The following is an 11,508-nucleotide window of genomic DNA, read 5'->3' as shown; positions in this document are numbered from 1 at the left end:
TTCTCGATAGTGCGCGAGCGAGCTTGCCGGACCGGGATAGATCGCTACATGTGGTTCGTCGAGATCGGCATCAAAGCCACCCCCAAGGTTCGGCCCGCGGCGTTGACTTCGCCGCAGAAACGAGTGCGACGGTGTATCTGCCGTCGACACCGTCGAACGCCCACTGCTTGGTGTTGAGGCAGCTGACGACGGTGATGGCCGGCTGATTGCTGCGAGCACCACCGTGTAGGAGTGATGCACTCCCTCGAAGACCCAGCCCTTCTGGTTGATGACCGTCGCGATTGAGGCTCGGCTGGTACCCCCCCCTTGGGTTGACGACCTCTCGTCGCCAATTCGCCATGCCAGCGTCGGAGACTGCGGACCGGGGCAGGACAATGCCGAGCGTGCCCCCCGAGCGGCAGAGCGTGAAATTCGCCCACGCGAACGCCTTGTACAGGTCCGTCTGGCCAGAGCCCAAATTGGGGAACGTGGCTCGGAGGATGTGCTTGAGCGCCTCGGCTCGCTCCCGCTCGAACTCGTCCGCCAAGTCGGGTCGCTCGGCTTCGAGCGCATCTATCCGGGCCCGGCGGCGTGCGACCGGCAAGGACCGCACGCCCGGAAGGTGCATTCCCCACCAGACTTCGCGATCGACTACCACCTTTTCCCATGGCGGATTGCCCAAGAGACAGTCAAATCCTGATCTTTCAGTCCGGGAGAAGACCTCTGGCCAAGCTGTCGGATAGTGCACCGGTGAGAGTCGTTCGACGGCTTCGCGGACGACAGTTTCCTGTGCCTTTGCAGCGATCTTCTCGGGCGTGAAGTCAAAGTCCCGGCTGATCTCGATCGCGCCTGCACGCACCGCAGTTGCGACATCTGACACATCGTCGATGAGCTTGACGGTGCCGCGAGCAGCGTTGTGCGCATCGCGAGCAGCGTCGATCTCGGCCTTGTCGGCGTCGTTCAGCCTGCCCAGCCGTCCTAACGGTTCGAGACCGGCTTCGAGAACGGATTCCAGTTGGTGAACGAAGAGCGAGGGTTGTGCCTTGTCGCCCTTGGGCCGTACGGCGAGCGCCGCTTCGTCCACCGATGCGACACCGGTCAGGCTGTCGCCATGGACCAAGTTGTGATCGAGGAACGAGAGCGGCAGTCCTGGCACGAACGTGTGCACCCAGATCGCCAAGCGCGCCAACTCGACGGCGACTCGGTTCTTGTCGACGCCGTAGATGCAGTGGCGAGCGAGTTGGCGTCGCAGCAGCGAGCCGGTCTCAATCTCGACGCCGTCTCCGAGGTCTCCCAGCGCATCGAACGCTGCCTTACGAAGACGCGCCAGCTCAGCCGCGATCGCGGGCGCCGGATGCAGCGAGAGATGCGCCGACAAGCGAGCTTCGATGCGATCCACGGCGGCCACGAGGAAATGAGCTGATCCCATGGCGATGTCGGCGCAGCGAAAGTCGAAGAATGCATCTGCGACACCGGCGTCGTCGCCCGCCTCGTGCAGTTCTTCCAGGCGGGCGATGTGAGCATCGAGGGCAGGTTCGAGGGCGTGCTCCAGCAGGTGCTCCACGGCGAATGGCTTCGTGAAGTACGAACCGGTCGCTTTGCGAGCGCCGGAGCGATTATGGAAGTAGACGTCGCCAGCCTGCACGACGACTTCGTCCTCGGCGACGGCGGGAACGTAGTGGTCCGATCCCTTGATTCGTTTCACCATCAGGTCGTCGGGAGCAACGGACAACTTCGACTCCAGCAGGCCTTCGTAAATCGTGCCGAATTCCCGAACCGACAGCGACCGGAAGTCCACAGGTCCGATGCCTTCGGGACCCTCGTCGATGAGAGCAGCGGCCAACGCCGGCCCAAACTCGGCGTCGGTCAGCTTGATGTCCGCGAGCGCTGCACCTGAGCGGCTCACCGTTGGGTCGTCGGAGAACAGGCCTCCGTTGTATGCCGGAACTCCCCATCCCGCGTTGCCGCGATTGACCGCTCGCCACAACTGGTTGACATCGTCCCAAAGGTCAGTGGCGTCGTCGTCGAACGCCTTCCGCCCCTGGCGACGGTCTTCTGTCAGCCGTCGTGCCAGCCGGGAGAGCGAATGGTCGGCGTACCTGCCGTTGCTTCGATAGGGGAGCAGATCCTTGTCTTCGGCGTAAGCCACAAACAGCAGCCGGAACAGAATGACCATCACCTGCTCGTAGGCGTCGTCGAGGTCTGCCTCGCTCGGACCGCCCTTGCGCCGATCATCTGTCAATCGGGTAGCTATTCCGCGGGCCAACACAGGCACGGTCTCGTGATAGATGCGATCGCGCAGCCGCTCGGCCAAGCCTGCGGCATAGCGAGCAGAGTCATCGAGGATCTTGTGCAGCGAACCGCCGGCGACGAGTGCATCGGCCGAGAACAGCAGAGGCAGATAGCCGGCATCCTCGCGTGACAGCAGCGAGAGATTCAGTTCGATAAAGGTCTCGGTTCGACCCTTGCGCCCCACGCCGATGTCGGGTCGTGCGGCGTACAACCGGATTTCTGATGCTCGGGTGAGCACCACCCAGTCCAAGTTCTCGCGATCCGCCAGCACCAGCGCTCTCGACACCGGCGATGCGTTGTCGAAGCGGTTCGAAGGTGCTTCGAATGGCTCGTTGTCGTCGCAGAAGACAGCGACAGCCTCTCGACGGCCAGCGACCGTGAGCACCGAGGCGTTGGTGGCCAAGGTCTCGATGCCGAAGCCCAATGACTCGACGAGCTTCCGACCCCTGCGGTCGAGCAGACGTTCTGCATTCTTGCGAGCGGCGGTCCAGTCGGGCCGCTCGGGCACGCCCGCCTTGAGTTCTTGAGTGGCCAGCAGACCGGAGTTTCGAAGCCCGGGGAACGGCGAGTCGAGTTCGCCCAGAGCGGCCAGGAGCAGTCGAGTCGCCGCGTGGTGGCTGGGTTCGCTGAGGGCCACCGCAGTGATTCGCTCCGCTTGTGAGGCCTCCACATCGGCGTGCACGACCGGGGATCGCCGACGGGGCCGCACAGCGCCACGCGCTCCCCTTCGGCCGATGGGTAGAAGGCAACGAGCAGCACCGGCGAGACTCGCTTGTCCCTGCGAGCAACCCAGGCCTTGCGCAGATCCGGACTTGAGGGTTTCCGTCTGGCAGTTGCCAGCACGACCTCAAGCCCGTGCGGCCCCTCTTGGACGAACATGCCTGCCGGCGTCAGCGAACCGGGGAATCCCCGCGGTGCGTGCCACGACTGCGGGACCCAGTCGACAAGGAACTCGTCCATGAGCTACTGGACCTGCCGGGCGGACGTGCCGAAGGCAAAAGGCTCCGCCGAGGCATCTTCTGACGGCGGCAGCCCAGAGTCCATAGGCACCCGAAGGTAGTTGAATACGAATGGTTACTACTACCGCTGACGGCGTGTTCAGAAGTAGATCAAGTGGTCGGAGGATTCGGTCGTCTGCCTCACCTAGTGGTTCGGCGTGCGCATCCGCATGTGGAGTCGCTCGTTCAACGCTTGTGGGCGGGGCGGGGGTCGGCGAGGCGTCCTAGGGGGGATTGTGCTCGCAGGCCGCCGTCCACCACGATCGCTTCGCCGGAGACGAATGACGATTCATCGCTGGCAAGCCAGGTCGCGACGCTGGCGATCTCTTCGGGTTGGCCGAGCCGGCGCAGGGCGTGGGCATTGATATTGCGCTCGAGGACGTCCGGATCGCTCATCATGCGCATCACCGGTGGTGTCTCGATAGTGCCCGGGCAGATTGCGTTGACGCGAACTCCGGCGGGCCCGTGGTCTGTCGACAGTGCCCGGGTCAGATTGATGACGGCTGCCTTCGACGCTGCGTAGACGACCGAACCGCCGTCACCGTGCAGCCCGCTCACCGATGCCGTGTTGATGATCGAGCCGCCACCGCCAGCCTCCATGTGCGGTACAGCGAATTTGGCGCCGAGGTACACCGAGCGCACATTGACGTTCATCACCAGGTCCCAGTCCTTGGGCTCGAGCTCGACGGCGGTGCCGGGGCGCAGTGTTCCGGCGTTGTTGAACAGCACGTCTAGCCCGCCCCATCGATCGACGGCCGCTTGCACCATCTCGGAGACGGCATCGGCGAGCGAAACGTCGGCACCGAAGCTGTGCGCCTCGCCGCCGGCCTCGCGGATTGCCTCGGCGACGGACTCCGCGCGTTCGCGCCGGATGTCGACAACGAGTACCGATGCACCCTCAGCTGCGAAGCGCTGGGCGCTGGCTTCGCCGATGCCAGAGGCGGCTCCGGTCACGATGGCGATCTTGTTCTCGAGCAGCATGTGCGATCTCGTTTTCGGCGTGACTCCTGGGAACGTCGCGACGTTAGATCGGTGATGCTCCTATGGTTCGTCAAGCGGCGGGTTGGAGTGTGTTGAGCCAGTCGCGGTAGGCGGGTATGAGGGGGTGGTGGGGTGCTTTGCCGCGTTCGATCACCGAGATGGTTGCGGGCCAGGTGTTGAGCTGGTCGGCGGCGTGGGCGAGGCTGAGGCCTGCTGCTTGTCGTCGGTGTCGCAGCTCGCCTGGGTTGTCGGCGCTGTTGGTGTGGTGGGGGTCGGCGAGCAGGGCGAAGACTTCTCGGGCGATGTAGCGCTTGAGGCATCGGATGATCTCTCGGCGTGATTTGCCTTCTGTTTGGCGGCGGGCGGCGTAGGCGCGTGTTCGGGGGCAGGTGGCGAGGCGGACCATGGCGATTCGCCACAGGGCGTGGTTGGCCTGGCGGTTCCCGCCGGGGTTGAGGCGGTGGCGGGTGGTCTTGCCTGATGACGCCTCGACGGGTGACGCGCCGCACAGCGCCGCGAACGCGGCTTCGGTGGTGAGCCGGGCGGGGTTGTCGCCGGCTGCGATGAGCAGGATCGACGCCGTGTCGGCGCCGATGCCTTTGGCGGCTCGCAGCGCCGGGTTGGCGGTGTTGGTGAGCTTGTCGAGATGGCGGCGCAGCTCGTCGAGGTCGGCGTCGAGGGCCTGGTATTGGCGGGCCAGGGTGCGCAAGGCGATCTTTGCCGCCTCGGCGGGCTCTGTGGGGTCGCCGGGACGGAACCGAGCGCACCGAGCCGTCCGCTGGGCAGTGGTGAGCGGCTCCAGGGCGCTGCGCAGCCGGTCGGGAGCGGTGACGATGAGATCGCGGATCTGATTGGAGATGCGGGTGCGATGGGCACGCGTCGAGCACAACACGACCCGGATCGCCCGGATCGACTCCACAATCCCGTCGCCGCCCTTGGGAACGGTGGCCGCCTCGCCGTTGAGCGCAGCGCGTGCCGCGGCCTCGGCGTCGACGGTGTCGGACTTGCCGCGGCGGCGACGCATCTGACGGTTCGGCCGGTTCACCTCGACCACCTCGACACCCGAGCCGACCAGGTGGCGCGTCAGCCCCGCCCCATAAGAGCCGGTGCCCTCCACGCCGACGCGCACCACAGGGCCGAACGACCCCAGCCACTCTGCGAGCCGGCGATACCCCGCCGGGTCCGCCCCGAACGACGCCGTGGCGAGCACCCGGCCCGCCTGGTCGGCCGCCGCAGCGACATGGACCTCCTTGTGCGTGTCGACGCCCCCGTAGACGCCGACCGCCTCATCAGCCATGATGAACCCCTGCCTTTCTCCCTAACCGGGTGATCAAGGCACCACCGGCCGGGACGGCGGACAGCACAGCCACGGTGCATAGCCAAGGCTCCTATCAAGTCACGTCCGCCCGACCGGCCGGTGCGCGCCAGCAGCCAGGACACCGAGCCGACAAATCACGAAAAAGGCACAAAGCCCGTGACACCCTGGGTCAGACCCGGGCCCGACTGCTGACCCCAACATCATGGCTGTGGCACCCCGTCTCAGAACTACGTTGTGGCGGCCGGAATCAACCGCGGGAGACACGATGGCGAGCGCAGCATTCCAGAGAATCCGCGAGATCATCGCGTCCCAACGCATGTCGGCCGACATCGAGGCCATGCGCAGAGGCATCGAGACCACCGCACGGCCCCTGCCGGCTGGGGTCACGGGCGAAATGGTCGATGCCAATGGCGTCCCGTGCGAGCTGCAGATGCCCAAGGGTGGCAGCGCCGACGCGATTGTGCAGTACGTGCACGGTGGCGGTTACGTCGCCGGGTCGATCGCCTCGCATCGAAACCTGACCGGTCACCTGGCCCTGAGCCTCGGTTGTCCGGTGCTCTCGGTCGACTATCGCCTTGCGCCCGAGCATCCGCACCCCGCAGCGGTCGAGGACTCCGTCGCTGTACATCGCTGGTTGCTCGACCAAGGCCATTCAGCCGATCGGATTGCCATCGCCGGCGACTCCGCCGGCGGCGGGCTGACCGTGTCGACGCTCATGAAGCTGCGCGATCTGGGCCTGCCGCTGCCCGCAGCAGCTGTGCCCATCTCGCCGTGGGTCGACATGGCGGGCACCGGGGAGAGCATGGTCACCCGATCCGACCGAGACCCGATGGTGAGCGGACCTGACATCCGGCGCCTCGCTGGGGTCTTCGTTGGCCCTGAAGGCGATCTCGCTGATCCGCTCGCGTCTCCGCTGGAGGGCGACCTGTCGGGCCTGCCGCCGCTATTGATTCATGTCGGCGACGACGAGGTCCTGCTGTCGGACAGCGAGCGGCTTGCCCACAAGGCCAGCACCTCTGGCGTCGATGTGACCCTCGAGGTCTGGCCGGAGATGATCCACGTCTGGCATTCGATGGCGGGATTGTTCCCCGAGGCCGATGACGGCGTGGCGCGCGTGGCCGAATACCTCAGCGAGCGTCTGGCTGTCTGAGCTCGCAGCGAGGTCTACGAACGGGCAACGTCGTCGAGGAACCAGTCGACCAGATCAAAGCAGTTGCGCCGGTTTGCGACCTCGTTGCGGCTGACGTCGGCGAGGATGGCTTCGCGAGTCACGCCGCAGGAGTCCAGGTAGCTGTCGCTCGACTCTCGCATCCAATGGCTGGCGAGCTCCACGCTGATCTCGGGATGGAACTGGGTGCCCAGGCTGTGGCCCACGCGAAACAGTTGTGGACAGGCCTCGGTGCTGGCCAGTAGCTCGGCGCCCGGCGGCAGCGCGAAGCGATCGTGGTGCCATTCCATCCATGGTCCGGTTGAGATCGGTAGTTCCGTGCCATCAGCGGCCGTGATCTCGTACCAGCCGATCTCGGTCTCCGGCGAGAGTTCTACGGAGCCCCCGAGCGCTGCTGCGAGTGCCTGGCCGCCGAAGCAAATGCCCAGCACTGGCGTGCCGCCGTCATGGGAGCGGCGAATGAGATCCAGTTCGTCGCCGATCCAGGCGCTGATCGCGTCCTCGTACACCGACCAGTACGAGCCCATGATCACCAAGAAATCGAAGCCGTCTGCCGGCAGCGACTCGAAGTGCTCAGGCAGCGAGGTGTCGGGCACCATGACGTGGAGGTCGCATTCCACATTGCGCTCGACAAGCCGATCACCTACGAAACCGGGCTTGGTCCCGGCTTCGTGCGAGACGATCAGCGCCTTCATGCAGCGCGCTCGACGACCGAGACCGGCAGGTGCTTGATGCCGGAGATGAAGTTGGACCGCAGCCACTCGATCGGTCCGTCCTGTTCGATCCTCACTACCCGCCGCAGGAGTTCCTCGAACACCACCCTGATCTCCATGCGCGCCAGCCACGCGCCGAGGCACAGGTGGGGACCGTTGCGGCCGAACGCCATGTGCTCATTGTCCGGGCGGGACAAGTCGAACCTGAACGGGTGTGCGAAGCGATCCGCATCGTGATCTGCGCTGACGTAGTAGAGGACTACCTTGTCGCCAGCCCGCACCTTGGTGCCGCGGATCTCGGTGTCGCAGGTGGCGGTACGTCGAAAGTGCGTGGTGACCGAGCTTGCCCTCAGCACTTCCTCCACCGCGGTCGTGGTCAGAGCCTCGTCGCCGGCCAGCACCGCCGAGCGCCACGTGTCGAACACGTGGGGGTGCGCCATGAGCACCCACAGGCCGTGGGTCATCGTGTAGCGGGTCGTGTCGTTGCCCGCCGCGATCAGCAGCGTGAAAAAGTTCTTGAACTCCAGGTCGGTCAATGGGGTGCCGTCGGTGGTGGGGGCCAGCAGCTGGCTGATCACGTCCCCCGTCGGGCACTCGCGCCGTTGTGCGGCCTGAACGGCTGCGTACTTGAAGATCTCGACAGTGGCGGGACTGCGGAAGGGCATGTACCGGAACTCGTCGGTGTCGACGAGCCCGACGGGATAGTCGGTGAAGTCCGGATCGGTGTTGCCCAACAAGGCGTCGCCCCACTCCACGAGCTGGTGGCCGTCTTCGTCGCTGGTGCCGAGCATGCGGCCCAGCATCCGCATGGGCAGCTCCGTCGCAACTTCGGTGACGAAGTCGAATCGGCCTAGTGGCACCGCCCGGTCCAGCACCTCGCATGCCAGGCCACGGATGGCTGCCTCGTAGGTGTTGACGACCCGCGGCGTGAAACCACGGCTCACCAGGCGCCGATAGCGGGTGTGGGAGGGCGGGTCCATCTCCATCATCGTCGTACGGGCTTCGAGTTCGTCGGGTGCCATGTCCTCGAGCCGGATGCCCTGCGATGAGGTGAAGGTTTGGGTGTCACGGCTGATGCGGAACGCGTCGTCGTACTTGGTGACCGCCCAGTAGCCGCGCCCGTCGACTTCGTCGACCCAGGCGACAGGATCCTCGCGCCGCATGCGAGCGAACGTCGCGTGGGGCACGCCGCGAGTCCAGACGTCGTGGTCTGAGATGTTGAGGTCGTCGGGCCCGAGGTCGTCGAGGTAGGGCTCGGCCCAGGTGCTCATTGCCTCAGGCTCGCACAGGTGCGGTCGCAGGTGCAGACGAATCAGCGACTGAGACGTCAACTGATGCGACGCCATGCACGAAATTCGAAGGGATCCGCTCCACGTTTTCAGCGCTGGCTGGTTTAATGCCGCGGTCCAGCATGGCTTCGAGCAGCACCGTCAGCTCCATCCGGGCCAGGTAGGCACCCAAGCAGAAGTGCGGCCCGCCACCACCGAAGGCGATCTGCGCGTTGTCGACCCTGCCGATGTCGAATTCGTCGGGACGCTCGAACACCTGCTCGTCCCGGTTGGCTGACGGGTACCACATGACCACCTTGTCTCCGGCGGAGATGGCGGTTCCCGCCAACTCGGTGTCGACGGCGGCGGTTCGACGCATATGCAGGATCGGCGAGGCCCAGCGAATGACCTCCTCGACGGCATTAGGCACGAGTTCGCGATCGGCCACCAGCCGATCCCACTGTTCAGGATGTTCAGCGAACGCGATCGTCCCGTGGGTGATCGCTGTGCGTGTCGTCTCATTGCCGCCGAACACCAGCACCTGGAAGAAGTTGCGGAACTCGGTTGCAGTCAGACGGTCGCCGCCGACCTCGGCGTGCACCAAGTGGCTCACGACATCGTCAGTGGGGTAGCCCAGGCGTTGGTCGCCGAGCTTGGCCCCGTACTCGTACAACCCCCATGCGGCGGGACTGCCAAACGGCAGCAAGCGCAGCGGGGTGGTGTTGCCGTAGGCATCGGCCGGCAGCGACTGGGTTTCGGTCGTGCCTTCCACCAGGTGGTTAGACAGCTCCACCATGTAGTCGGCGTCTTCGGGCGGCACTCCCAAGATGGCGATGATCACCCTGATCGGCAGCGGCGCTGCCACCAGCTCGACCCAGTCGCCCCCGCCCAGGCGGACCACAGTGTCGAGGAGCTCATCGGCGATGGCACGTGTGCGTTCCTCGTAGCGGCGCATCTGGCGGGGTGTGAACGCCTTGCTGACCACCCGGCGCAGGCGAGTGTGCGCCGGCGGGTCGTGTTCGAGGATCGAACGGCGTGCCTCGAGCGCGTCGGCTTCGAGGTCCCACAAGTTCACGTGGCCGATCGCGGAAGAGAAACGTTCGGGATGGCGAGACACCTCGCACACGTCGCCATGGCGTGTCACGATCCAGAAACCGTGATCCTCGTAGGAGTTCCAGTGCAGCCCGGGACGCTGGCGCAACGTGCGGAAGTCATCCCAGGGGATGCCATCGGCATACCGGCGAGCATCGACGATGTCGATGTCTGCTGCGCTGCGGGTAGCCGCCGGGTCACCGAGTGCAGGGCCATCCGACGCTGAACCATCTGTCACGATGTCCGTTCCGGCCGACTCGGTTTCGCTAAGCACAGGCGAATGGTAAGTCTGTGCCCGCCTCCGGGCAGACCAACTGCGACCACCGCACCCGAACACGACCCAGGAGACAAAGCATGAGCACCCTTGCCGAGACGGAGAGCGCGCTGCGCTCTGCCGCAGTGCACACCGTCGAGGTCGCCATCGTCGACACCTACGGGCACCTGCGCGGCAAGCGCTTTCCCGTGGACCACTTCCTTGCGTCCGCAGCGGAGAACGGCTGCCATCTTGCCGATGCCATCTACATCTTCGACCTGCACAACGACCTCGTCGACAGCCCCTACATCAACATGGCCAAAGGCTTCCTCGACACCCACCTTGTTCCCGATCTCGGCACACTGCGGCTCTTCGGGCACCGACCTGGTTACGCGCTGGTGTTCTCCGACAGCCTCGATCCGTCGCACAAGTTGCACCCAATAGCCCCGCGCACCGTGCTGGCGCGCCAGATCGAGCGATGCGAAGCGCTCGGCTACAGCCCAGTGGTAGCCACCGAGATGGAGTTCTACCTCTGCGAGGCGGACTGGTCGCACGTGCAGAGTCACATTCAGTACTCCTCGCTGACCGACCGGGGCGATCTCGAAACCGTGCTGCTGGCCATGCGTCTCGCAATGATCGACGCCGGGATACCGGTCGAATCTTCGAACTCCGAGTACGGACCGGGTCAGATCGAGATCAACGTGGCCCACGCCGATGCCATGACCACCGCCGACAACACGGCGCTCTACAAGAGCATCGTCAAGGAGATCGCCGAAGAGACTGGGCTGAAGGCCACGTTCATGCCCAAGCCGTGGACCGAGCCGTCAGGCAGCGGGATGCACGTGCACACGAGCCTGACTGCTGGCGGAGGCAACGTGTTCGCGTCGTCGCAGGACGCACCCGATGCCACGATGTCGCACTGGCTTGCTGGCCAGCTCGACAACGCCGCTGCGCTGTCGCTGCTCGGCAGCCCGGTGCCGAACGGCTACAAGCGTGTGCGGCCGTACACCTTTGCCCCCACACACGTGCATTGGGGGCTCGACAACCGGTCGGTGATGTGCCGCTGCACCGTGGGTGCGGGCAACGCGAACCGCGTCGAGTACCGAGCGCCCGGATCTGACGCCAATCCGTATCTCATGATCGCGGGCTTGCTCGCGGCAGGCGCGAACGGGCTTGAGCGTGAGCTGGATCCGGGACCGATGAGCGACGGCGACAAGTACGACGATCCAGGTGACGCGGTGCCGCTGCCCGCGAACGCCGCGGACGGCATCGCCGCGTACGAGGGCAGCGCACTGGCGGCTGCGTTGGGAGAGGAGTTCTCGACGAACTTCTTGCTGATGGCCAACGCCGAGCTGGAGAACTTCGTCGATGCAGGCTGCGACCCCGCCGGCGACGACGTCTCCGACTGGGAGCGCGAGCGCTACCTCGAGTTCACCTGACCGGCGC

8 protein-coding genes are annotated in these 11,508 nt (G+C 65.5%); 2 read left to right on the top strand and 6 right to left on the bottom strand.

The window, feature by feature from the left end; all coding sequences use genetic code 11:
* Positions 1-70: 70 nt before the first annotated feature.
* The 3 genes from ACQY5K_RS05190 to ACQY5K_RS05180 all read right to left on the bottom strand — a co-directional run bounded on the left by ACQY5K_RS05190 (position 71) and on the right by ACQY5K_RS05180 (position 5,547).
* A complete protein-coding gene (locus tag ACQY5K_RS05190) occupies positions 71-2,953 on the bottom strand; it encodes an Eco57I restriction-modification methylase domain-containing protein (RefSeq protein ID WP_428120677.1) in 2,883 nt (960 codons plus the stop codon).
* 502 nt (positions 2,954-3,455) lie between these two features.
* Positions 3,456-4,250 (bottom strand): SDR family NAD(P)-dependent oxidoreductase, encoded by a 795-nt coding sequence (locus ACQY5K_RS05185; protein WP_428120675.1) that lies wholly within the window; start codon positions 4,248-4,250, stop codon positions 3,456-3,458.
* A 70-nt stretch (positions 4,251-4,320) separates the two neighbouring features.
* Positions 4,321-5,547: an IS110 family transposase gene (locus ACQY5K_RS05180; protein WP_428120673.1), complete on the bottom strand. Its 1,227-nt coding sequence runs from the start codon at positions 5,545-5,547 to the stop codon at positions 4,321-4,323.
* A 286-nt stretch (positions 5,548-5,833) separates the two neighbouring features.
* Here ACQY5K_RS05180 and ACQY5K_RS05175 point away from each other — a divergent pair, with 286 nt between their 5' ends.
* Positions 5,834-6,718: an alpha/beta hydrolase gene (locus tag ACQY5K_RS05175; RefSeq protein WP_428120671.1), complete on the top strand. Its 885-nt coding sequence runs from the start codon at positions 5,834-5,836 to the stop codon at positions 6,716-6,718.
* Between the two features lie 14 nt (positions 6,719-6,732).
* Here ACQY5K_RS05175 and ACQY5K_RS05170 read toward each other — a convergent pair whose 3' ends face one another.
* The 3 genes from ACQY5K_RS05170 to ACQY5K_RS05160 are packed head-to-tail and all read right to left on the bottom strand — an operon-like array spanning position 6,733 to position 10,083.
* Positions 6,733-7,431: a type 1 glutamine amidotransferase gene (locus ACQY5K_RS05170; RefSeq protein ID WP_428120669.1), complete on the bottom strand. Its 699-nt coding sequence runs from the start codon at positions 7,429-7,431 to the stop codon at positions 6,733-6,735.
* Positions 7,428-8,720, bottom strand: coding sequence for a cytochrome P450 (locus tag ACQY5K_RS05165; protein ID WP_428120667.1), 1,293 nt, complete (start codon positions 8,718-8,720; stop codon positions 7,428-7,430). Before ACQY5K_RS05165 ends, ACQY5K_RS05170 begins: the two co-directional genes overlap by 4 nt.
* Before the next feature lie 4 nt (positions 8,721-8,724).
* Entirely contained in the window at positions 8,725-10,083 is a 1,359-nt protein-coding gene (locus ACQY5K_RS05160) for a cytochrome P450 (protein ID WP_428120665.1), read from the bottom strand.
* 80 nt (positions 10,084-10,163) lie between these two features.
* On the opposite strand from ACQY5K_RS05160, the gene ACQY5K_RS05155 reads away from it, so the two are divergent.
* The gene (locus ACQY5K_RS05155) at positions 10,164-11,501 is read left to right on the top strand and encodes a glutamine synthetase family protein (protein WP_428120663.1); all 1,338 of its coding nucleotides are present in this window, start codon (positions 10,164-10,166) and stop codon (positions 11,499-11,501) included.
* Positions 11,502-11,508: the final 7 nt, after the last annotated feature.

It is taken from the genome of Candidatus Poriferisodalis sp. (genome assembly GCF_965262965.1).
Taxonomy (GTDB): domain Bacteria; phylum Actinomycetota; class Acidimicrobiia; order Acidimicrobiales; family Poriferisodalaceae; genus Poriferisodalis.
Note: the sequence above shows the minus strand (reverse complement) of the source record. Positions and strands in the feature narration are given on the sequence as shown.

Excerpts from the sequence above, each read along its gene's own strand:
- ACQY5K_RS05185 (WP_428120675.1), bottom strand. The coding sequence starts at position 4,250 with ATGCTGCTCGAGAACAAGATCGCCATCGTGACCGGAGCCGCCTCTGGC.
- ACQY5K_RS05180 (WP_428120673.1), bottom strand. The coding sequence starts at position 5,547 with ATGGCTGATGAGGCGGTCGGCGTCTACGGGGGCGTCGACACGCACAAG.
- ACQY5K_RS05175 (WP_428120671.1), top strand. The coding sequence starts at position 5,834 with ATGGCGAGCGCAGCATTCCAGAGAATCCGCGAGATCATCGCGTCCCAA.
- ACQY5K_RS05170 (WP_428120669.1), bottom strand. The coding sequence starts at position 7,431 with ATGAAGGCGCTGATCGTCTCGCACGAAGCCGGGACCAAGCCCGGTTTC.
- ACQY5K_RS05165 (WP_428120667.1), bottom strand. The coding sequence starts at position 8,720 with ATGAGCACCTGGGCCGAGCCCTACCTCGACGACCTCGGGCCCGACGAC.
- ACQY5K_RS05155 (WP_428120663.1), top strand. The coding sequence starts at position 10,164 with ATGAGCACCCTTGCCGAGACGGAGAGCGCGCTGCGCTCTGCCGCAGTG.